At 73.6% G+C, this 21669-nt stretch carries 17 protein-coding genes; 14 read left to right on the forward strand and 3 right to left on the reverse strand.

Features of this window, described 5'->3' with window-relative positions:
• Positions 1–19 precede the first annotated feature (19 nt).
• From coaBC to BM419_RS03285, 5 genes are all read left to right on the forward strand, one after another.
• On the forward strand, positions 20–1243 hold the full coding sequence (gene coaBC, locus BM419_RS03265; protein ID WP_091924934.1) for a bifunctional phosphopantothenoylcysteine decarboxylase/phosphopantothenate--cysteine ligase CoaBC: 1224 nt from the start codon (positions 20–22) through the stop codon (positions 1241–1243).
• Between the two features lie 303 nt (positions 1244–1546).
• Complete coding sequence (locus BM419_RS03270; protein WP_091924936.1) at positions 1547–3643, forward strand: methyl-accepting chemotaxis protein; 2097 nt, start codon at positions 1547–1549, stop codon at positions 3641–3643.
• A gap of 107 nt (positions 3644–3750) precedes the next feature.
• Positions 3751–4167 (forward strand): FKBP-type peptidyl-prolyl cis-trans isomerase, encoded by a 417-nt coding sequence (locus BM419_RS03275; RefSeq protein WP_026605341.1) that lies wholly within the window; start codon positions 3751–3753, stop codon positions 4165–4167.
• Between the two features lie 36 nt (positions 4168–4203).
• Positions 4204–5574 (forward strand): Wadjet anti-phage system protein JetA family protein, encoded by a 1371-nt coding sequence (locus BM419_RS03280; protein WP_091924939.1) that lies wholly within the window; start codon positions 4204–4206, stop codon positions 5572–5574.
• Positions 5567–6193 (forward strand): DUF4194 domain-containing protein, encoded by a 627-nt coding sequence (locus tag BM419_RS03285; RefSeq protein WP_020095807.1) that lies wholly within the window; start codon positions 5567–5569, stop codon positions 6191–6193. The genes BM419_RS03280 and BM419_RS03285 overlap by 8 nt, the downstream gene beginning before the upstream one ends.
• Before the next feature lie 169 nt (positions 6194–6362).
• On the opposite strand, the gene BM419_RS03290 is transcribed toward BM419_RS03285, so the two are convergent.
• On the reverse strand, positions 6363–8039 hold the full coding sequence (locus tag BM419_RS03290) for a methyl-accepting chemotaxis protein (RefSeq protein ID WP_091924941.1): 1677 nt from the start codon (positions 8037–8039) through the stop codon (positions 6363–6365).
• 176 nt (positions 8040–8215) lie between these two features.
• Between BM419_RS03290 and BM419_RS03295 the strand changes: the two genes are divergently transcribed.
• Complete coding sequence (locus tag BM419_RS03295; protein ID WP_091924944.1) at positions 8216–11653, forward strand: SbcC/MukB-like Walker B domain-containing protein; 3438 nt, start codon at positions 8216–8218, stop codon at positions 11651–11653.
• Positions 11654–11723: 70 nt separating this feature from the next.
• On the opposite strand, the gene BM419_RS03300 is transcribed toward BM419_RS03295, so the two are convergent.
• On the reverse strand, positions 11724–11939 hold the full coding sequence (locus tag BM419_RS03300) for a hypothetical protein (protein ID WP_042674010.1): 216 nt from the start codon (positions 11937–11939) through the stop codon (positions 11724–11726).
• 413 nt (positions 11940–12352) lie between these two features.
• Between BM419_RS03300 and BM419_RS03305 the strand changes: the two genes are divergently transcribed.
• Genes BM419_RS03305 through BM419_RS03315 form a run of 3 tightly spaced genes read left to right on the forward strand, consistent with a single transcriptional unit; the run spans position 12353 to position 14493 of the window.
• Entirely contained in the window at positions 12353–13483 is a 1131-nt protein-coding gene (locus BM419_RS03305) for a S1C family serine protease (RefSeq protein WP_026605342.1), read from the forward strand.
• Entirely contained in the window at positions 13480–13728 is a 249-nt protein-coding gene (locus BM419_RS03310) for a hypothetical protein (RefSeq protein WP_020095812.1), read from the forward strand. The genes BM419_RS03305 and BM419_RS03310 overlap by 4 nt, the downstream gene beginning before the upstream one ends.
• Before the next feature lie 3 nt (positions 13729–13731).
• Positions 13732–14493, forward strand: a complete 762-nt coding sequence (locus BM419_RS03315) for a J domain-containing protein (protein WP_091924947.1) — start codon at positions 13732–13734, stop codon at positions 14491–14493.
• Between the two features lie 138 nt (positions 14494–14631).
• On the opposite strand, the gene BM419_RS03320 is transcribed toward BM419_RS03315, so the two are convergent.
• On the reverse strand, positions 14632–16101 hold the full coding sequence (locus tag BM419_RS03320; RefSeq protein WP_091924950.1) for a D-alanyl-D-alanine carboxypeptidase: 1470 nt from the start codon (positions 16099–16101) through the stop codon (positions 14632–14634).
• Positions 16102–16439: 338 nt separating this feature from the next.
• On the opposite strand from BM419_RS03320, the gene BM419_RS03325 reads away from it, so the two are divergent.
• The 5 genes from BM419_RS03325 (at position 16440) to BM419_RS03345 (ending at position 21642) form a co-directional block, all read left to right on the forward strand.
• Positions 16440–16784, forward strand: a complete 345-nt coding sequence (locus BM419_RS03325) for a phasin family protein (protein WP_091924953.1) — start codon at positions 16440–16442, stop codon at positions 16782–16784.
• A gap of 205 nt (positions 16785–16989) precedes the next feature.
• Complete coding sequence (gene clpS, locus BM419_RS03330; RefSeq protein WP_026605344.1) at positions 16990–17376, forward strand: ATP-dependent Clp protease adapter ClpS; 387 nt, start codon at positions 16990–16992, stop codon at positions 17374–17376.
• Positions 17377–17414: 38 nt separating this feature from the next.
• Entirely contained in the window at positions 17415–19901 is a 2487-nt protein-coding gene (gene clpA / locus BM419_RS03335) for an ATP-dependent Clp protease ATP-binding subunit ClpA (protein ID WP_026605345.1), read from the forward strand.
• A 92-nt stretch (positions 19902–19993) separates the two neighbouring features.
• Positions 19994–20278, forward strand: coding sequence for a hypothetical protein (locus tag BM419_RS03340; RefSeq protein ID WP_020095819.1), 285 nt, complete (start codon positions 19994–19996; stop codon positions 20276–20278).
• A gap of 65 nt (positions 20279–20343) precedes the next feature.
• Positions 20344–21642, forward strand: coding sequence for a flavin monoamine oxidase family protein (locus tag BM419_RS03345; protein WP_091924956.1), 1299 nt, complete (start codon positions 20344–20346; stop codon positions 21640–21642).
• The last annotated feature ends 27 nt before the right edge of the window (positions 21643–21669 follow it).

The following is a 21669-nucleotide window of genomic DNA, read 5'->3' on the forward strand; positions in this document are numbered from 1 at the left end:
CGCGCAGAGGGTCGGCGGCATGACCGAGACCCTCGCCCATCGCCGCGTCCTCCTCGTCATCGGCGGCGGCATCGCGGCCTACAAGGCCCTCGACCTGATCCGGCGGCTGCGCGAGCGGGGCGCCAGCGTCTGCCCGGTGCTGACCGCGGGGGCGCAGGAATTCGTGACGCCGCTGGCGGCGGCCGCGCTCGCCGGTGAGCGGGCGCATACCGACATGTTCGACCGCGCCTCCGAGGCCGAGATCGGCCACATCAAGCTCGCCCGTCAGGCCGATGCCGTGGTGGTGGCGCCCGCGACCGCCAACCTGATGGCCCGCATGGCCGGCGGTCACGCGGCCGACCTCGCGACCACGGTCCTGCTAGCCACGACCCTGCCGATCCTGATCGCGCCGGCCATGAACGTCCAGATGTGGGCGCATCCCGCCACCCGCCGGAACCGTGCGGTCCTGGAGGGCGACGGCGTCCGGATCGTCGGGCCGAATGCCGGCCGGATGGCCGAGCCCGAATCCGGACCCGGCCGGATGGCCGAGCCCAACGAGATCGCCGACGCGCTGGAGCGGATGCTCGGCACCCCGAGCGGGGACAGGCCCCTGGCCGGCCGGCGCGTGCTCGTGACCTCGGGCCCCACCCACGAGCCGATCGACCCTGTCCGCTACATCGCCAACCGCTCCTCGGGCCGCCAGGGCCACGCCATCGCGGCCGCCGCCGCCGCGGCCGGCGCCGCCGTGACCCTGGTCTCCGGGCCGGTGGCGCTCCCCGACCCGCCGGGCGTCGCCGTCGTGCGGGTCGAGACCGCCCGGCAGATGCTGGCCGCCGTCGAGGAAGCGCTGCCGGCCGACATCGCGGTCTTCGCCGCCGCGGTCGCCGACTGGCGCCCGGAGCAGGAGGCGGGCAGCAAGAAGATCAAGAAGGACGGAACCGGGCCGGCGCCGATGCCGCTGGTCGAGAACCCCGACATCCTCGCCACGATCGCGCGCCGGCCGGCCGGGCGGCCGCCCCTCGTGGTCGGGTTCGCGGCCGAGACCGACACGGTGGTCGAGCACGCCCGGGCGAAGATCGCCCGGAAGGGCTGCGACCTCATCGTGGCCAACGACGTGTCGGCCGAGGGCGGCGTCATGGGCGGCGTCGACAACACGGTGCACCTGATCCGGCGGGACGGCGCCGTGGAGACCTGGCCGCGCCTCGGCAAGGACGAGGTCGCCCGGCGGCTCGTCGCCCGTTTCGCCGCGCTTCTGGCCGGCTGACGCGGCGCAGCCCGAGAGGGACGCGGGACCCCTCGACGGCGCGCCGTTCCGAGCGTGAGTGTCGTTGCGCACAGGGAAGATAAAAGTGTTTCTGCAAAAAATCCGCGTCCGATCGATTGGTGACTGAGAATATCTGCGCTTGTGCCCGACCATTATCCAGTCGTTTTGCAGATAAATAATTCGGAAGGGGAAATTTTAAGACAGGTCGGTGCCTGCGACCGCCCGCATTGTCCCGGCTGTGCGGGGAAAAACTTGCTATGATCTGGTATGCCCGGCCGATCGGGCGACCGGAGCCGAGGCACGATGCGCGTAGGGGACCTGTCCATCCGGACGACCATGAGCCTCGTCCTCGTCGTCATGGCCACGATCATGCTCGGCTTCGCGACGGGCACCGTGCGGGAGGCGCGGCAGCACGCCGCCGAGGCCGAGCGGGTCATCGCGCTGGTGCGGGCGAGCCGCGCCCTCCTCCAGACGCTGAACGTGACCCGGTTCGAGCGGGGCGCGACGCTGCAGTTCCTCGCCGCCGCCGAGCCCGTCGAGGCCGAGACCCGCGCGTCGCTCTACGCCGACCGGCAGCGGGCCATCGCGGGGCTCGCCGCGGCCCAGCCGCTCCTCGACGGTTTGGAAATGCCCGCCGTGGCGGCGACCCTCGGCCGGCTGCACGAGGCGAGCGGCCGCCTCGAGCGCCTCCGGCCGCGGGTCGACGCCGCCCTGGACGTGCCGGGCGCGCGTCGCGACGGCGCGGTGACGGCGGAGGCCAGGGCCGCCCTCCAGGCCATGCTCGATGCCCTGATCGCCACGAGCGACGCCGTGGACGCCGCGATCCCGCTGTCCGACGGGCTCCTCCGGCGCGACCTCGCCCTGAAGCGGGCGGCGTGGGCGACGCGCATGGCCAACGGCGCCGTCGCGCTGCGCGTGCAGACATCCCTGGCGGCCGGGGCGTCCTGGTCGCTGGACGAGACCGTCGCGGCCGCCGAGGAGCGGGGACGGCTCGACGCGGCCTGGAACGCGGCGGTCGAGGCCGCGGCCGAGGCGTCCGGGGCGGCCCAGGCCGCGTTCCGGCGAGCCCGGGAGAACAATTTCGAGGGCGCCCCCCTCGCCCGCCGGCGCGCCGTGGCGCAGGCCCTGGCTCGCGGCGCGCCGCCGGGCCTGACGCTCGCCCAGGCGCGCAAGCTCGACACGCCCGAGCAGGTGACCCTCGTCGACCTCGCCTTCGTCTGCCTCGACGAGATGGTCGCGCGGGCCGAGGCCCTGTCGGGGGCGGCGCGGAGCACCCTGTGGCGCGACGGGGCGGCCCTGGTCGCGACCCTGCTGCTCGTCGCCCTCGGGCTGCTCGCCCTGTTCCGCGGCGTGCTCCGGCCGATCCGGCGGATCACCGCGGCCATGGAGGCCCTCGCGGCCGGGGATTCCGCCGTTGCCGTCCCGGGCCTCCGGCGGCGCAACGAGATCGGCGCCATGGCGGCGGCCGTGCAGGTGTTCAAGGACAACCTGATCCGCACCCGGCAGCTGGAGGCCGAGGCCGAGGCGGCGCGGCAGGACGCGGCGCGTCAGCGCGGCCTCGCGATGCGGCAGGTCGCCGACCGCTTCGCCGACGCCGTCGGCGGGATCGTCGCGCAGGTCTCGACGGCGGCGGCATCGTTGCAGGCCACGGCCCGCGGCATGACGGAGACCGCGGCCGAGACCGCGGGGCAGTCGACCACCGTCGCGGCCGCGGCCGAGGAGGCGGCCAGCAACGTCGGCACCGTGGCGGCGGCGGCCGAGGAACTCGGCGCCTCCGTGCAGGAGATCGGCCGGCAGGTCGACGGCTCGGCCGGCCTCGCCCGGGCGGCGGTCGCGGAGGCCGACCGGACCGGCGCGCTGGTCCGGGACCTGAGCGAGGCCGTGGCGCGGATCGGCGACGTGGTCGGGCTGATCTCGACCATCGCGGGCCAGACCAACCTGCTGGCGCTCAACGCCACGATCGAGGCGGCGCGCGCGGGCGCGGCCGGGCGCGGCTTCGCGGTGGTGGCCACGGAGGTGAAGGCGCTGGCCGAGCAGACCGCCCGGGCCACGGAGGAGATCGCGGGCCAGATCGGGCGGGTGCAGGCCTCGACCGGGCAGGCCGTCGCGGCGATCGGGACGATCACGGCCCGGATCCGGGACATCGACGGCGTGGCGACCACGATCGCGGCGGCGGTGGAGCAGCAGGGCGCGGCGACCCGCGAGATCGTCCGCAACGTCGGCCAGGCGGCGCAGGGCGCGGCCGCGGTCACCGGCCACGTCGCCGGCGTCGCCGCGGCCTCCGGCGCGACCGAGGCGGCGGCGGGCGAGGTTCTGGGTGCCGCCGCGGCCCTGTCGGCCCAGGCCGCGCACCTGACCGAAGAGGTCGGCCGCTTCCTCGACGGCGTCCGAGCCGCCTGAGCGCGTCCCCGGAGCGCGGACGGCCGCCTCCCTGGCCTGGACGGGTCCGAGGCGATAGAAGGCCTCCCGACGGCCGGCGCGCACGGCGCCGGCTCCAGGGAGAAACCATGCCTCGCCTGTCCCCCCTCTTCGGAGCCGCGTTGATCGCCATGACCACAGCCGCCAATGCCGAGACCGTGACCACCCCGTCGGGCCTCAAGTATCAGGACGAGGTCGTCGGCACCGGGCCCGAGCCGAAGGCCGGCCAGACGGTCACCGTCCAGTACACCGGCTGGCTCGACGAGGGCGGCAAGAAGGGCAAGAAGTTCGACTCGTCCCGCGACCGCAACCAGCCCTTCAGCTTCCCCCTCGGCGCCGGCCAGGTGATCAAGGGCTGGGACGAGGGCGTCGCCACCATGAAGACCGGCGGCAAGCGCACCCTGATCATCCCGCCGCAGCTCGGCTACGGCGCCCGCGGCGCCGGCGGCGTGATACCGCCGAACGCCACGCTGATCTTCGACGTCGAGCTCCTCGGCGCGAAGTAAGCGGCACGGCTGCGCGACGGCGGGAATTTCGAGACGATGCTGTTCGCGCAGCTGTCCGACGAGCTGTTCAAGCCGCTGGCCTCGCCGAGCCGCGGCTTCAACGCGGCCCTGCTCCTGCACCTGCACCGGCGCGTCCTCGGGGCCGAGCCGGTGCGCAAGGCCGAGCTCCTGGCCGAGATCGGCGACTTCGCCGCCGGCTGGAGCGACCCCGAGGTCAGCGGCGACGAGCCGATCTCGGCCGACCCGGCCGAGCGCCGCACGGCGCTCTACCGGCGCCTCCTCGACACCGGCTGGCTGATCGAGCGCCGCGAGCGCTACGTCCCGGTCGCGGAGTTCGACCCCGAGGCCCGCCTCCTGCTGGAGGAGCTGTCGCGGCTGGAACGGGGCGAGACCCGCTCCTACGGGGGCGCCGTCCTGGAGGTGCTGGGCGGCCTCGAGAGCGCCCTGTCGGACCCGGCGAACCGCTCCGAGGCGCTGTCCAACGCCGCGCGGGGCGCGGCCGCCTTCCTGTCCCACGTGCGCGGGCTCGCGGCCGGCATGCGCAAGGTCGAGGAGCGCATCCTGCGCGAGCCCGACCGCGCCAAGACCTTCCGGCTGTTCTTCGAGGATTTCGTCGAGCGCCACCTGATCAGCGACTACCGGACGCTGCACACCCGCTTCAACCCGTTCCGCTTCCGCGCCAGCGTGGTGCGCGAGGCCGGCCGGGCGCTGCGCGATGCCCTCACGGTCCGGGCCCTGGCCGAGGGCCTGATCCGCGAGGGGCGGAGCGCCGATCTCGACACGGCGCAGCGGGCCGTCCGGGCGGATCTCGCCCAGATCCTCGCGGTGTTCGAGGGCCTCGACAACCACCTCGACGCCGTCGACGCCGTGGTGGCGCGCCTGGAGCGCCGGATCGCCTCCGCGCTGCACGTGATGGACCGCCCGGACCCGAGCGGCGTCGAGCGCGTCGCCGCGATGCTGCGCGCCGTCGGCGGGGCGGAGATCGCCCCCGAGGTGCCGGGCGACGTCTCGCTGCTGCGGCCGCCGATCGGGCACGCGCATCTCCAGGCGCCGCGCGCCCGCAAGTCGGCCATCGACATGGAGCCGCTGCCCGACATCGAGGACGACCCCGTGGTCGACGCCTTCGCGGCCGCCAAGGCGGAGTTCCGCCGCCGCACCACCGTGACGCCCGAGAGCATGAGCGCCTTCGTGGAGGCCCGGCTCGGCAAGGCGGTGCGGCTGCGCGGGTCGCAGATCGTCATCGCGGGCGTCGACGACTTCATCGTGTTCCAGCGCCTGCGCGAGATCGACGTGCTGTTCGACGCCAAGCTCGGCGCGCGCTACGCCCTGACCCGGCTGCCCGAGCGGGTGGTCAACGGCTGGCTGGACTGCCCGGATTTCCTGCTGGAGCGCCGTCCCCGTGCTTGAGGGCTTCCGCGCGATCATCGACGGAGACGAGCCGCCGCCGCCCGGCGCCCGGGCGCCGGACGCCGAGGAGCTGTGCCGCGCCCTCCAGGTGCTGCTGAAGGGGCAGGTGATCTACGCCGAGACGCAGGGCATCGGCCGCTCCTACGAGCTCGCCCGGCACTACGCGCCGTTCTTCACCGACTACTTCGCCTGCCTCGGCTACGCGCTGACCGTGTCGCACCGCGACCAGATGGTCTCGCTGAGCCCGGCCGCCGACGCCCCGCGCCACGACATCGTCTCGGAGCGCCTGCGCAAGGACGAGACCCTGGTGCTGCTGGCGCTCCGGCTCCTCTACGAGGAGGGCCTGCGCGACCACCGGGCCGGAACGGACGGGATCGTCGACTGCACCACCGACGAGATCGTCGAGAAGATCCGCGCCGTGGCGCGCAACGAGCCCCCCGAGGAGGGCCGGCTCGCCGACATCCTGCGCCTCTACGCCAAGCGCGGCGGCCTGCGCCTCGGCGAGCGCGACCGGGTCGAGCGGGTCACGCCGCTGTCGCTCCTGCCGGGGCTGACGGTGCTGGCCTCCGACGCCTGGATGGAGCGCCTGCGGGCGTGGTCCGAGGCCGGCGAGGCCTGATTCCGCCGTCCGGTCGACCAGTTCGGCGCCGTCTTTGCGAGCGGAGCGAAGCAATCCAGCCGGCGCCACGATTGCCGGCGTCGCGCTGCCCTGGGTCACTTCGCTGCGCTCGCGATGACGGAGTGAGATACGTCAACCGCGACGTGCGGCCGAACCCACGTGACCGCGCTCAGGCCGCCCGGACCGTCGCCAGGAAGTGCTCGACCTCGCTGCCGAGATGGGCCGCCTGGCGGGCCATCTCGGAGGCCGAAGCCAGGACCTGCGCGGCGGCCGCGCCGGTCTCCTCGGCGGCGCCGGCGACCCCGCTGACATTGACGGTCACCGACTCGGTCCCGGTCGCGGCCTCGGCGACGTTGCGGACGATCTCCTGCGTGGCCGCGCCCTGCTCCTCCACCGCCGCCGCGATGGAGTTGGCCATGCCGCTGATCTCGCGGATGCGGCCGGCGATGCCGTCGATGGCCTGGACGGCCTGGCCGGTCGAGCCCTGGATCTGCGCGATCTGGGCCGAGATCTCGGCCGTCGCCTTGGCGGTCTGGTCGGCCAGCGCCTTCACCTCGGTGGCGACGACCGCGAAGCCGCGGCCGGCGACGCCGGCCCGGGCCGCCTCGATCGTGGCGTTCAGCGCGAGCAGGTTGGTCTGGCTGGCGATCGCCGAGATCAGGTCGACCACCTCGCCGACCCGGCGCGCGCCGGTGCTCAGGGCCTGGACGAGGTCGGCCGTGGCGGCCGCCTCGCGGACGGCGGCCTGCGCCAGGTCCGCCGAGGAGCCGACCTGACGGCCGATCTCGTTGACCGAGGAGCCCAGCTCCTCGGCCGCCGCCGCCACCGTGGTGACGTTGGAGGAGGCCTCCTCGGCCGCGGCCGCCGCGCTGGTCGACTGGCCGGCCGTCTGCGTCGCCGTCGCGGTGAGGCTCTGGGCCGTGGACTGGAGCTGCGTCGCCGCCGACGTCACCGAGCCGACGATGCCGCCGATCGCGGATTCGAACCGGTCGGCGAGCTCGCGCGTCGCCTGCCGGCGCTGCGCCTCGGCGCCGGCCCGGGCCTGCGCGGTCTCGGCCTCGAGGGCGCGGGCGTGCAGCAGGTTCTCCCGGAACACCGCGACGGTCGCCGACATGGCGCCGATCTCGTCCCGCCGCGCCGCGTAGGGGATCTCGGCCTGGGTGTCGCCGTCGGCGAGCCGCCGCATGGACAGCGTCATCCCGGAAAGCGGCCGCGACACGCCCGTGAAGGCGTACAGCATGGCGCCGAGCGCGATGACGAGGCTGACGAGCAGGCTCACGACGGTCGTCCGGACCGCGTCGGCCTGGCTGTCGCGGGCCATGCGCCCGGCCGCCTCGCCGTTCCGGATGTTCAGGTCGGCGAGGGCGCGGGTCGCGCTGGAGGCCGCGAGGTAGTTGGCGTTCATCGGCCCGCGGAAATAGGCGAGCGCCTGATCGTGCTGGTCGGCCGGGAAGGCGCGCAGACGGGTCCAGTCGGCCTGCTGCACCGCCAGCTTGGCGAGCAGGTCGTCGTAGATCCCCTGCTCCTCCTTCGACGCCACCAGGCCGCGGTACGCCTCGGCCTTCGCCTGGCGGTTCCGCATCATCTCGTCGGCGTTCTTCAGGCTGGTCTCGCGCTCGGCATCGGTATCCGCCGTCACGTAGCGGAACTGCCACAGTCGCGAGCGCATCACGAGGGCGTTGATCGCCTGGGCCTCGTTGATCGACGGCACGGCGTTGTCGGTCAGCTCCGCGAGACGCTGGTCGACCGCCTGCATCTTGTAGAGGGTCACGCCGCCCTGAACGATCGCCGCCAGGAGCAGGAGGGCGAAGAGGCCGCTGAGTTTTGCTTTGAGACTGAGACGCATCGGTCGGTTCCGGTCGTGCGGACGAGACCCGCAGCACATGAACACTTTGTGCTAACAGGGTTATAACCTGAGGTAGGATCAGGCTTCACGGGTTCGCGTGTGTCGGCTTGCATACGCGGCCGAGTCCGGCCAACTGGGCCGATCATCCCTCGCCACCGGCCCGACCCACCGACACCGTGTACGTCCTCACCGACATCGCCATCTCGAACTGGTACCTGATCCGCCGCGAGCAGATCCGCCTGCGCGGCGCCGCGGCGCTGGTCGGGCCGACCGGCGCCGGGAAGTCGACGATCTTCGATGCGGTCGGCACGGTGCTGGCCGGCAACAACGCCAGCCGCCTCGCCCTCAACGCCTCGGCCTCCGGCCGCAGCGCCCGCACCGTGCGCGACTACTGCCTGGGCTGGATCAGCGACCCGGCGGAGGGCGGCCGCCCGACGCGGGAATCCTGCGAGACCGTGCTGGTGCTGGTCTTCGAGAACCCCGATTCCGGCCGCGTGGTCTCGGTCGGCCTCGCCCTGGCGGCGCGGGCCGCCGAGCCGAAGGAGACCGTGCTGTCGCGCTTCATCGCGGTCGGGCACCGGTTCGAGGTCTCCGACTACGCCCGCACCGCCCCCGGCGGCACCTACACGGCGCCCTGGAGCGAGATCGCCGCGGAGCTGCGCGCCCGCGCGTCGAGCTTCACCGAGTACCGCACCTCCGGCGAGCGCTTCACGGCCGACGTGCTGGCGACCCTCCGCGAGGGCGCGCCGGCGCCGGAGCCGCGCCACTTCCTGCGCAGCTTCGCCAACGCGGTGGCGTTCAAGCCGATCTTCGACACCAGCGCCTTCGTGCGCGCCTTCGTGCTCGAGCCGGAACCCCTCGACGTCGAGCGCGTGCGCCACTCCATCGCCAACTGGCGGCGCCTCCGGGAGACCATCGCCGAGCTGGAGACCCGGCTCGGGCGCCTGCGGCGCCTGCGCGACCGCTACGAGGCCTGGGGCGAGGCGGTCCTCGCCGCCGCGACGCACGAGCTGCGGGCGGCCAGCGCCGATCTGCGCCGCCGCAGCCTCGACCTCATCGCCGTCCGGGGCCGCCTCCGCGAGGGCGCCGACACCCTGCGCATCGCCCGCGAGCGCGTCGCGGCGAGCCGCGGCTACGTCCGCGAGATCGACGGCGAGATCGCCGAGAAGAAGGCGCTGGCCGCCGCGGGCGCCGCCGAGGGCCGGCTCGCGGCCTCGACGCTCGGCCTGTCCATGCTGGAGCGCGACCGCAAGGAGCTGATCGGCCGGATCGGCGACCTCGTCGCCCTCGTCGGGCAGATGGCCAAGCTCCAGCCGGTCGCCCCGATCCTGCGGCAGAGCTGCCCGCAGGCGGCCCGCCTCGCCGAGGCCTGCGCCCGGGCTGGCCTGCGCCGGGACGCCTCGCCCGAGGAGATCCTGCGCCCCGACGGCCCACTGGCCGAGCTGGCCGACGGGCTGGCGCGCCTGCCCGACTTCGACGAGGCCCTGGAGCGGGCCGCCGAGGACGCGGCGCTCAAGGCCCGCGCGCAGGAGAGCGAGGCCGAGCGGTCGGCGCCGCGCACCGGCGGCGGCCCGGCGGCGCGGCTGTCCTCCGACACGGTGGCGTTCCGCGGCGAGCTGGAGCGGCGCGGCATCGACGCGCTGCCGATCTGCGAATTGGCCGAGATCGTCGACCCGACCTGGGGGCCGGCGCTCGAAGGGCTGCTCGGGCGCGCCCGCGAGGCCCTGGTGGTCGCCCCGGACCGGCTGAGCGAGGCCCTCGGCGTGCTGCAATCGGGCCGCGACCGCTTCAGCCGCTGCATCCTGGTCAAGACCACCGACACCGCCAAGCAGCGCGCCCGCCGCTACGACGACGGTCCGCTGACCGTGATCGAGACCAGCGACCCCCACGCGGAGGCCTTCCTCGGCGTGCGGCTCGGCGGCTACGACCTCGCCCGGGACGATGCCGAACTGGCGCGCCTGTCCCGGGCCGTGGCGCCGAGCGGCCGGACCACGGCCGGCATGGCCTACACGGTCACCCGCAGCGTCGACCTGCTGATGACCCGCGGCCATCGCGGGCCGACCGCCGACAGCCGCCGCGCCCACGAGATCGCCGTCGCGGAGGCGCGGCGCCTGCGCGGCGAGGCCGCGGTCCTGCGCGAGGCCGCCCGGACGGCGGCGGCGATCCGGGCCCGCGTCGCCCGGGGGCTCGACGACGTGGAGGCCCTGCGGGCGGAGCTCGACGGGCTCGAGGGGCGGCGGCGCACGCTCCAGACCGAGCGGGAGGGCATCGAGAAGCGCGACACGGCCGGGCTCGCCGCCGAGATCGCCGCGCTGACCACCGAGCGGGTCGGCTACCTGCGGGAATTGTCGGAGGAGCTGGAGCCGAAGCTCGACCGCCTGCTCGCCGACGAGGCGGCCCTGCGCGCCCGGATGGGGCCTATGCGCGAGGCCGTCCGCGCCGCCCTGTCGGCCCGCCGCGCGGCCCTGCGCCAGCTGAGCGCGGGCGACGCGGCGCGGGTGCGCCTCGCCCGCGCCGAGCCCTTCGACCTCGGCGCGGTCGCCGAGGCCCGGCGGGCGCTCGCCGGCCTCGACGCCAAGGCGGCCGGGGCGCGGGTGAGCGCCGAGCGCGGTCTCGCGCGGGATTCCGCCGAGGCCGCTCGCTCGCACGGGCGCATCGCCGAGCGCGAGCTGGCGGAGGCCTGCGCCGCTTGGCGGGTGGAGAACCCGCTCGCCTCGGGCGACGCCCCGGCGATCGACGGCTTCGCCTGGGTGCGCCGGGAATACGAGGCGGTCGAGGGGCACGAGCTGCGCCGCTACCGGGCGCAGGCCGAGCGGGCCGAGTCCGAGATGCGCCGCCTCATGACCGAGGACCTGCTGACGCGCCTCGCCGACCGGTTCGAGCGGGTCCATGCCCGGCTCGCGGCCCTGAACGAGCGGCTCTCGGCGCGCAGCTTCACCGGCCAGACCTACGCGTTCGAGGCGGCGGTGGACCGCCGCTACGCCGCCGTCCACGCGCTGGCCACCGAGACCGCCCGCTCGCCCGAGGCCGCGCAGGCGCTGCTCGCCGGCGAGGCCGAGGGGCCGATGGCGGCCGCGCTCGAGGAGATCACCGCGCTGATCGCCGGCGCGGACGACGCGGCGCGGCTCGCCGATTATCGCAACTACTTCGTCTACGAGATCGGCATGCGCGACCGGGCGGGCAACCGCACCACGATGTCGGCCCGGGCGCTGCGCGGCTCCGGCGGCGAGGCGCAGGCGCCGTTCTACGTGGCGATCGCCGCGTCGCTCGCCAGCGCCTACTACCCGGGCGACCGGCCGGGCGACGAGAATCCGGGGCTCGGCCTGTGCCTGCTCGACGAGGCGTTCTCGAAGCTCGACGTGCGCAACAGCCAGGCGCTGGTCGATCTCTACCGCGCCTGGGGGCTGCAGCTGCTGATCGCCGCCCCCGAGGACAAGCGCACGACGCTGACCGAGGTGATGGACACGATCGTGACGGTCTACAAGAGCCCGGATCTGACCTCGGTCCGGATCGAGGCCGAGCACCCGCTCGAGGCGGCCCGCCGGGCGCTGCACGCGATCAACCCCGACCAGGTCGGGATCGAGGGCTTCCGCCAGTCGGACGCCGCGGAGTGAGCCGGCGGGGTACCGGGGCGGGGCTGCGCGCCGCCGTCCCCGGTATCCCCGTTCTCCGGGTGATCGATCGTCAGTTCAGGTAGGTGCGGATCCAGTTCGGCGAGAGGATCTCGCCCTCTTCGGTGATGATCCAGGGTTGCTTGGCCGGGTCGGCCAGGGCGCCGGCCGCGGCGGCGATCGCCTCCCGCAGGGTCCGGTAGCGCTCGGGCTGCGCGAGCGGGGCGCTCGCCGGGGCCGTGCGCCAGATCGTCAGATCCGCGGGCCGTTCCAGAGCTTCGGTTTCCATGGGTACTCGTCCTTCCGAACCGTTTTGGACCGTTCAGATCGCCGCCGCCGGGCTCTGCCGAGGGGCTGCGGCGATCGATGGTCTGAGCGTCAATGCAAGCATCTCTGCGGCAGCTTTGCGATCAATTCGGGCGGTTCTCGAAACCAGCATCCGGTGCCGAGGCACGAGTTCGGGCGCGGTTCGGTGTTCCATGTCCGTATTGAGCGCGACTGAGCTGCCCTGGACTTGCGAGAATTGTGGCTCCTGAATGATGACCATTCCGTTAGCCAGTCTGCGCCGGTCGCCGACGTGCGCCAGAACACGTCAGGGGCCTGTCGGCGGCGGCGCCTCTCTGTGTTGACGCCCCGATCCTGAACGCGCACTTAAGGCTCGGCCCGTCGGGGCCCGCCTACGCGCTTCTCTCGGAGTCACCCGTGCCGGATCGTACCGTGCGCATCGTCCTCGCCGCGGTCCTGGTCCTGCTGGCGCTCTACGTCGCCCAGCCCTACTTGCAGCCGCTGCTCTACGCGGCCGATACGCCCCGGGCGATCACGGCCCGCGGCGATCTGGCGCCGGCCGAGTCCTCGACGGTCGCGCTGTTCGAGCGCGCGAGCCCGTCCGTCGTTCACGTTTTCGCGCAGGGCGCCGCGCAGAACCGCGACCTGCTCGACCTCGACGACCAGGGCGGTGAGCAGGGCGGGACGCAGACCGGCACCGGCTTCGTGTGGGACGGCGCCGGCCACATCGTCACCAACACCCACGTCGTGCAGAACGCCGCGCGGAGCGGCGGCTCGGTCTCGGTCCGGATGAGCGACGGCGAGGTCGTGCCCGCCACCCTCGTCGGGATGGCGCCGTCCTACGACCTCGCGGTCCTGCAATTGGGGCGGGTGCGGACCATGCCGCCGCCGCTGGCGATCGGCACCTCGGCCGATCTCAAGGTCGGGCAGTCGGCCTTCGCCATCGGCAACCCGTTCGGCCTCGACCACACGCTGACCACCGGCGTCATCAGCGCCGTGCGCCGCCGTATGCCGACGAGTGAGGGCCGCGAAGTGTCCGGCGTCATCCAGACGGACGCGGCGATCAACCCGGGCAATTCCGGCGGCCCGCTCCTCGATTCCGCGGGCCGGCTGATCGGCGTCAACACCGCCATCGTGTCACCGTCCGGCGCCAGCGCCGGCATCGGCTTCGCGATCCCCGTCGACGTGGTGAACCGGATCGTGCCGGAGCTGATCAAGGCCGGCCGCGTGCGCAATCCCGGCATCGGCATCATCGCCGCCCAGGAGGCGGCCACCGCGCGGCTCGGCATCGACGGCGTGGTCATCGTGCGGGTGCTGCCCGGCTCCCCGGCCGCGCAGGCCGGTCTGCGCGGCGTCGACCCGCAGACCGGCGACCTCGGCGACGTGATCGTCGAGGCCAACGATCGCCCGGTCCACCGCCTCGCGGACCTGACCGCGGCCATCGAGGAGGCCGGTCTCGGCGCCGGCGTGACCCTCAAGGTGGAGCGCGACGGCCGGATCCGGCAGGTCCGCGTCACCACCGCCGAGGTCGCGGAGAACCGGCGATGACGCGCGCGGCCCTCCTCCTGACCCTGATCCTCCTCGCCGCCGCCGCGCGGGCCGGTGAGGCGCCGACGCGCGCGCGCCTCTGCCCGGAGAACCTGCCCGAGGGCGTGCGCCTCCCGCCGCAGCCCGGCTGCGACGCGAGCGTGCGCCCGCCGACGCCGCGCCGGCCGGGCCACTTCGATCTCGGGGACGGGACGAGCATCCAGATCGGCGGGAGCGCGTCCGCCCTCTACGGCGTGCGGCGCTGAGCGATGGTGCTGTTCGCCGGCCTGCTCGCCTGCCTGACCCTGTGGTGGCTGTCGAAGAACTCGGGCGGCCTCGGCCGGAGGCTCCGCGGCGGTCTCCGGGCTGGCCTCGGCGCCGCCCTCGGGCGGGCGCGTCTGCCGACCTTCGGCGCCTTCGCGCTGCTCGCGGCCGGGTTCCTGCTCCTGCGCGGGAACTTCGTCCTCGCGGCACTGCTCGGGCTGAGCGGCGTCTGGATGATCGAGGGCCAGGCCGCCATGACCGCGCGGCTGCGCCGGCTGATCCGGCCGGGATCCGGCGAGCGCCCGCGCGACCCGGAGGACCGCCGCTTCCGCACGGTCCTGATCGACGCCCTCGTGCGCCCGGACGGCAGCCTGCGCACGGGCCGCGTCATCGCGGGGCCGGGCGCCGGCGCGTGGCTCGACAGCATGCCCACCGGGGCCGTGGTCGAGCTGCTGCGGCTCTGCCGGATCCGCGACGCCGCCGGCGCCGCCCTGCTAGAGCCGTATCTCGACCGCCGGGCGCCCGGATGGCGTGTAGACGCTGAGGGCGATCGCGACCCGCGGCCGCGCCGTCCGCCGCATCCAGGGGCGATGACGCAGGAGCAGGCGTACGAGATCCTGGGGCTTCAGCGCGGGGCGACCGCTGAGGAGATCCGGTCGGCCCACCGGTCTCTCATGAAGCGCGCCCACCCCGACCAGGGGGGCAGCGCCGAGGGCGCGGCGCGCGTCAACGCGGCCCGGGACAGGCTTCTGAACCGACATCGCTGAACTCCACGCGCGTTGTCAGAGAGTTACCGATCGTCGGCCGCGGACGAACTCGGTCGCGGCCGTTCCGTAACCGGCGCGCGGGCGCGCCGGTGGCTCGCGAAACGCGGCGCGGGGGCGCGCCGGCGGGTCTCGCGGGTCTCAGCTCCGCGTGGCGAAGCAGCTGAAGCCGCTGCGCTTCAGGGCCGAGCAGGCCTCCTGGGCGGAATCCTGCTCGGCGAAGCCCGAGAAGCGGGCGCGGAACAGCGTGGTGCCGCCGTGCTCGACCTTGACCGTGTAGGGCGCGGCCTTCGACAGGCTGCCGCCGACCTTGGCGCGCGCCTCCGAGAGCATCGTCCGGGCCTTGGACTCGTCATCCATGGCGCCGAGCTGGATCACCCAGGCGGTCGGGACGACGCGGGCGCCGGAGACCGCCTTCGGCGGCTCGTCGCGCTCGAGGGAGGCCACTCGGGCCGTGGACTTGGACGCGCCCGGGAAGGGCGGCTGGGCGTTGCCGCCGCCGGCATAGGCCTGGGCCGCCTTCGGGATGCCCTGCGGGCCGGGCTTCCAAGTGCCGCCCGGCGTCGTCGTCTTGGCGGGGGACAGGTCGAGGGGCTCGCCGGTGGTGCCGGTCGTCTCGACGTCCTCGTCGTCCGCCGAGGCGACCTGCGTGCGGGTCCGCGAGACCGCGTCGGCGACGACCGCCGGGCGGGCGCGCTCGGCGACCTCGGTGACCGGCGCCGAGATCCGGGCGCCGGCATAGGCGCGCGGCAGGCTGGCGCGGACGAGGTCGGCCATGATCCGGTCGCGGCTCGCGCCGGACTTGCCGCCCAGCACGATCGCCACGATCTGGCGCCCCTCGGACTTCGCCGCGGTCATCAGGTTGAAGCCGGAATCCCGGGTGTAGCCGGTCTTGATCCCGTCGACGCCCTGGACGTTGCCCAGCAGGCGGTTGTGGTTGCCGATCACCCGGCCGCGGAACGCGAAGGACCGGGTCTGGAAGTAGCGGTAGTAGTGCGGGAACCGGTCCTGGATCGCCCGCGCCAGCACGGTGAGGTCGCGCGCGGTGGTCAGCTGGTCCGGATCGGGCAGGCCCGAGGCGTTGGCGTAGTGCGTGCGGCTCATGCCGAGGGCGTGGGCCTTCGCGGTCATCATCTGGGCGAAGCGCTCCTCGGAGCCGGCGATGTTCTCGCCGATGGCGCAGGCCACGTCGTTCGCCGACTTCGTCACGATCGCCTTGATGGCGTCCTCGACCGAGATGGTCTGGCCGGGGCGCAGGCCGAGCTTGGACGGCGCCTGGGCGGCGGCGTGGGCCGAGATGGTCAGGTCGGAATCGAGGGCGAACTTGCCCCGCTCCATCTGCTCGAACAGCATGTAGAGCGTCATCACCTTGGTGATCGAGGCCGGGTGCCGCAGGGCGTCCTCGTTCACCGCGTGCAAGGTCTTGCCGCTCTTCACGTCCACGACCATCGCCGCGTAGGGCGGGTTGTAGCCGCCGCCGGCGCGGGCATGGTGGTGGTGCCGACCGCGCCGGGCGTCGGCCGGTGAGGCCATGGCCGTCAGGACGGCGGCGGCCAGGATCGCGGCCGGGAGCGCTGGAATCGTCCGGGAGCGGCCTACTACGCTACGCATCACGCCTGATTGCCTCGCGAGACCGGATCTGGCCGGTCGTATCCCCTGCAGAGCCTTCCGCCGATCACGTGGCCCCGCTGCATCAGTGGAGAGTTAGGCAAGTGCAGTTACAGGCCCGTTAATGCGATCGCGGCGAGTGCCGGATCGTGCCGGTCCGGCATCCGCTTACCGGCCGTTCCCGACCCGCTGTTGCCGGTCGGCCATGCCGTGCCGGTCGCGGCCGGCCGCTCTTACAGGCCCGAGCTTGACGCTGGCTGTCGTGCCGCACACTCTCGCGGCGATCCGAAAGTGTCGGTCGCGGATGGCGGGCCGGCTCGGCGGCGGACCGGAGATCGGCGATGCAGAGACCCCCTGCCCTCCCCCTGAGCCCGGTCGCCTCCGGCTTCGGGACGCCCCTGCGGCGGTTCGGGATCGCGAGCCGGGCGGCCCAGACCCTCGGCATCGAGTATCTCGACTCGGTCAAGAAGGCCCTCGACGATCTCGGGGCGACCTGGGGGGCGCTGGCGACGGCCCGCAGCCCGACCGAGATCCTGGCGGTGCAGGCCGCGTACCTGCAGCGGGCCGGGGAGCGCGCCGCGGCCCGCTCGGCCGCCGCCGGCGACGCGTTGCTGGGCCTGACCGGCGCGTTTGTGCGGCCGAAGGCGGTGGCACCGGCCGCGGCCCGTCCCGGCCCGGCGCGCTAGCGGGTCGGCCATCATGCGCCGGGGACGCGCGGTGCAGGGCGGACAAGTGCGCACAGGCGTCTGGCGAAGTCGGCTCACCGTCTGTAGATTAAACGGCGTGGAGCTGAGCGCTGCTCCCGGCAGGCCAGGATCAGGATCGGCCGTGAGGGCCGGCGGCGCCCGCTCCGAGCAAGGGATCGGTTCGACGCACATGAGACAGGTCCCCATGCAGGGCACCGCGAGTTCGACCAGGGAGCACCGGCCGGCGCGTATCGCGGTCACGGCATCCGGTTCGCGCACGCCCGGGGGCGACGACCGGTCCAACACCGCGATCATCACGCGCACGAAGCCGCGGACCAAGCGGCCGAGTCTGTACCGGGTACTCCTTCTGAACGACGACTATACGCCGATGGAGTTCGTGGTCCTGGTGGTCGAGCGGTTCTTCAACAAGAGCCACGAGGACGCCTACCAGATCATGATGCACGTGCATCAGAACGGGGTCGGCGAGTGCGGGGTCTTCACCTACGAGGTGGCGGAGACCAAGGTGACGCAGGTCATGGACTTCGCACGCAAACACCAACATCCTCTCCAGTGCGTTATGGAAAAGAAATAGGCGCCGCTCGCGGTAGGCACGAAGGACAGAGGCCAGCTTTGCCAAGCTTCTCACGCAGCCTAGAACAAGCCCTCCACCGCGCCCTGGCGCTCGCCGGGGAGCGCCGGCACGAATACGCGACGCTGGAGCATCTCCTGCTCGCCCTGGTGGATGACCAAGATGCGGCCGCGGTCATGCGCGCCTGCAACGTCGAGATCGACACGCTCAAGCGCAGCTTGGTCGACTACGTCGACACCGAGCTCTCCAACCTCACCGGCGATGGCCGGCAGGACGCCAAGCCCACGGCCGGGTTCCAGCGCGTGATCCAGCGCGCCGTGATCCACGTCCAGTCGTCGGGCCGCGAGGAGGTGACCGGCGCCAACGTGCTGGTGGCGATCTTCGCCGAGCGCGAGAGCCACGCCGCCTACTTCCTGCAGGAGCAGGACATGACCCGCTACGACGCGGTCAACTACATCAGCCACGGCATCGCCAAGCGGCCCGGCGCCTCCGAGGCGAAGCCCGTGCGCGGTGCCGACGAGGAGGGCGCGTCCGAGCGTCCGAGCGACGAGGGCGATCCCCGCGGTGCCAAGAAGAAGGGCGACGCGCTCGACGCCTACTGCGTCAACCTCAACAAGAAGGCCCGCGACGGCAAGATCGACCCGCTGATCGGCCGCGAGAGCGAGGTCCAGCGGACGATCCAGGTCCTCTGCCGCCGGCAGAAGAACAACCCGCTGCTGGTCGGCGATCCCGGCGTCGGCAAGACCGCGATCGCCGAAGGTCTGGCGCGCAAGATCATCCAGCACGAGGTGCCGGAGGTTCTCGCCGACGCGACCGTCTTCTCCCTCGACATGGGCACGCTGCTCGCCGGCACCCGCTACCGGGGCGACTTCGAGGAGCGCCTCAAGCAGGTGATGAAGGAGATCGAGGCGCACCCGAACGCGATCATGTTCATCGACGAGATCCACACGGTGATCGGCGCCGGCGCGACCTCGGGCGGGGCCATGGACGCGTCGAACCTGCTCAAGCCGGCGCTCGCCTCCGGCACGCTGCGCTGCATCGGCTCGACCACCTACAAGGAGTACCGCCAGTACTTCGAGAAGGACCGTGCCCTGGTGCGGCGGTTCCAGAAGATCGACGTCAACGAGCCGTCGATCCCCGACACGATCGAGATCGTGAAGGGCCTGCGGCCGTACTTCGAGGAGTTCCACAAGCTCAAGTACACGACCGAGGCCGTGAAGGCCGCGGTGGAGCTGTCGGCCCGCTACATCAACGACCGCAAGCTGCCCGACAAGGCGATCGACGTGATCGACGAGACCGGCGCCTCGCAGATGCTGGTGCCGGAGGCGCGCCGCAAGCGCACCATCGGCATCAAGGAGATCGAGGCGACCATCGCCACGATGGCCCGGATCCCGCCGAAGACGGTCTCCAAGGACGACGCGGTGGTGCTCCAGCACCTGACCGAGAACCTGAAGCGCGTGGTCTACGGACAGCCGAACGCCATCGAGGCCCTCACCTCGGCGATCAAGCTGGCCCGGGCCGGCCTGCGCGACCCGGACAAGCCGATCGGCTCGTACCTGTTCGCGGGCCCGACCGGCGTCGGCAAGACCGAGGCCGCCAAGCAGCTCGCCGCCTCGCTCGGCGTCGAGATGCTGCGCTTCGACATGTCGGAGTACATGGAGCGCCACACGGTGAGCCGCCTGATCGGCGCGCCCCCCGGCTACGTGGGCTTCGACCAGGGCGGCCTGCTCACCGACGGGATCGACCAGCACCCGCACTGCGTGCTCCTGCTCGACGAGATCGAGAAGGCGCATCCGGACCTGTTCAATATCCTGCTGCAGGTGATGGACCACGGGAAGCTGACCGACCACAACGGCAAGCAGGTCGATTTCCGCAACGTCATCATCATCATGACGTCGAACGCGGGTGCCTCGGACCTGGCCAAGGCGGCCTACGGCTTCACCCAGTCGAAGCGCTCCGGTGACGACGTCGAGGCGATCAACCGGCTGTTCGCGCCGGAATTCCGCAACCGGCTCGACGCAATCATCTCGTTCGGCCACCTGCCGAAGGACGTGGTGGCGAAGGTGGTGGACAAGTTCGTCCTCCAGCTCGAGGCGCAGCTCGCCGACCGCAACGTCACGATCGAGCTCTCCGACGAGGCCCGGGACTGGCTGGTGGAGCACGGCTACGACGACGCGATGGGCGCGCGCCCGATGGCCCGGCTGATCCAGTCGACCATCAAGACGCCGCTCGCCGACGAGGTCCTGTTCGGCAAGCTGAAGGACGGCGGCGCGGTCCGCGTGGTCGTCCGCAAGCCGGAGGACGGCGAGGCCAAGGCCGGCGCCAAGGACAGCCTGGGCTTCGACTTCCCGGCGGGTCCCGTGACGCCCAAGCCCGAGAAGGACGTGACCAACGCCGCCAAGCGCCACAAGCGCGCCAAGCCCCGCACCGCGGCCCGGAAGAAGACGCCGAAGGACAACAAGGGCGGCGGCGGCAGCTCGGGCGGCGGCGTCCGGACCGTGCCGAAGGTGCCACTCGTGCGCGCCTAATGGTGTGCAGGCCGGCCGGCGGCCTTCCGGACTCGGGGGCCGCCGGTCTATGACCGCCGCGACGCGCATGCGCCGCGGCGAGGAGGCGCCCGATGACTGACAACCTGCACGAGGGACCTCTGTCCCCCGTCGCGCAGCCGGCGCCCCCCAAGAAGCTCACCCGGCGCGAGGAGCGGCGCCGGCGTCGCCAGCGGCGCCGCCGCGGCGAGGAGGTGCTGGCCTGGGTGCTCGTGCCGTTCATCTGCTTCGGCATCTACTGGGGCATCGCCGCCGGCTTCGACTTCTTCGGCACCTCGCCGGGCCAGGTCTGGGACCAGCTGATGCAGGTCAAGGCCATGATGGAGAAGCGTTCGGGCCCGCAGGGCGCGCGCGGCTAGCGCGCCGCCGCGGGTCCCGGCGCGGGGGAGGCGACGCCTCCGGACGGTTCCGAGCGGGCGCGCCCATGACACCGACCCGTCGATCGCTGCTCGCCGCCCCCCTCCTGGCGATGCCGGCCCTCCGGGCCCGCGCCGGCGGCGGATCCGTGGTCGTCGTCGGCGCCGGGGCCGCGGGGCTCGCGGCCGCCGCCCTCCTGCGGGCGGCCGGGCAGAGTTTCACCCTCGTCGAGGCCCGGGACCGGATCGGCGGCCGCGCCTTCACCGACCGGGCGCTCGGCGCCGCGTGCCGGTTCGACGCCGGCGCCGAGTACATCCACTGGGCCGAGCGCAATCCCTGGGCGCCCATCGCCCGGGCCGCCGGGGCGCACGTCGCCCGCGAGGACGGCTGGGCGCGGCGGCTCGTCGTCGACGGCCGTCCCGCCACCGCCGCCGAGGCGGCGCAGCGGCGTGCCGGCTTCTCCGGCCTCGACGCGCTGCTCGCCCCGAAGGGCGGCGACCCGTCCCTGGCGGAGGCGGCCCGGGCCGGCGGCCCCGACGCCGCCCTGGCGGCGGCCGGCCTGAGCCGGCTCTCCCTCGGCGAGGATCCCGAGCGGGTCTCGGCCGTGGACTACGACCGGCTCTGGTCCGGCTCCGACCTCTGGATCGACGGCTACGGCGACCTCGTGGCGCGGCACTTCGCCGACCTGCCGGTCAGCCTCAACTGCCCCGTACGGGCGATCGACTGGTCGGGCCGCGGGGTCCGAGTCGAGACGGCGCGGGGCACGATCGCGGCCGCCGCCGCCATCGTCACGGTGCCGGTCGGCGTGCTGAAGGCCGGAGCCGTGGCGTTCGCGCCGGACCTGCCGGACGCCGCCCGGACGGCGCTCGACGGCCTGTCGATGGGCGCCTACACCAAGATCGGCCTGCGCCTCGACCCCGCGCGCCTCGACGGCGCCGACCTCGGCGACGCGGTCTCGGTGGCGACGGGCGGCCCGACGATCTACTTCGAGATGCAGCCCTTCGGCCGGTCCCTGGCGGTGGCCAATCTCGGCGGCGACCTCGCGCGCGACCTGTGCCGGGCCGGCGAGGCGGAGGCGGTGGCGCTCGCCACCGAGCGCCTGGTCGCGGTCCTCGGCGGCGGCGCCCGCAGCGCCGTCCAGGCCGGGCGCCTCGCCGGCTGGTGGACGGACCCGCACGCCCGGGGCTCCTACTCGATCGCCGCCCCCGGCCACGCGGAGGCCCGCGACCGCCTGCGCGCGCCGGTCGGCGGGCGCGTGTTCTTCGCCGGGGAGGCGCTGGCGGGCGGCGGCGCCATGACGGTGGGCGGGGCGACCCTCGACGGCGAGCGCGCCGCCCGGGCGGTGCTGAAGGCGCTGGGCGCCTGAGCGGCCCGTCTCGGCCATCCGTCTCGG

The sequence above is a fragment of the Methylobacterium sp. yr668 genome, from assembly GCF_900116245.1.
Lineage (GTDB): Bacteria > Pseudomonadota > Alphaproteobacteria > Rhizobiales > Beijerinckiaceae > Methylobacterium.

Coding starts and splice junctions, on each gene's coding strand:
- coaBC (WP_091924934.1), top strand. CDS start 20: ATGACCGAGACCCTCGCCCATCGCCGCGTCCTCCTCGTCATCGGCGGC.
- BM419_RS03270 (WP_091924936.1), top strand. CDS start 1,547: ATGCGCGTAGGGGACCTGTCCATCCGGACGACCATGAGCCTCGTCCTC.
- BM419_RS03275 (WP_026605341.1), top strand. CDS start 3,751: ATGCCTCGCCTGTCCCCCCTCTTCGGAGCCGCGTTGATCGCCATGACC.
- BM419_RS03280 (WP_091924939.1), top strand. CDS start 4,204: ATGCTGTTCGCGCAGCTGTCCGACGAGCTGTTCAAGCCGCTGGCCTCG.
- BM419_RS03290 (WP_091924941.1), bottom strand. CDS start 8,039: ATGCGTCTCAGTCTCAAAGCAAAACTCAGCGGCCTCTTCGCCCTCCTG.
- BM419_RS03300 (WP_042674010.1), bottom strand. CDS start 11,939: ATGGAAACCGAAGCTCTGGAACGGCCCGCGGATCTGACGATCTGGCGC.
- BM419_RS03310 (WP_020095812.1), top strand. CDS start 13,480: ATGACGCGCGCGGCCCTCCTCCTGACCCTGATCCTCCTCGCCGCCGCC.
- BM419_RS03315 (WP_091924947.1), top strand. CDS start 13,732: ATGGTGCTGTTCGCCGGCCTGCTCGCCTGCCTGACCCTGTGGTGGCTG.
- BM419_RS03320 (WP_091924950.1), bottom strand. CDS start 16,101: ATGCGTAGCGTAGTAGGCCGCTCCCGGACGATTCCAGCGCTCCCGGCC.
- BM419_RS03325 (WP_091924953.1), top strand. CDS start 16,440: ATGCAGAGACCCCCTGCCCTCCCCCTGAGCCCGGTCGCCTCCGGCTTC.
- clpS (WP_026605344.1), top strand. CDS start 16,990: ATGCAGGGCACCGCGAGTTCGACCAGGGAGCACCGGCCGGCGCGTATC.
- BM419_RS03340 (WP_020095819.1), top strand. CDS start 19,994: ATGACTGACAACCTGCACGAGGGACCTCTGTCCCCCGTCGCGCAGCCG.
- BM419_RS03345 (WP_091924956.1), top strand. CDS start 20,344: ATGACACCGACCCGTCGATCGCTGCTCGCCGCCCCCCTCCTGGCGATG.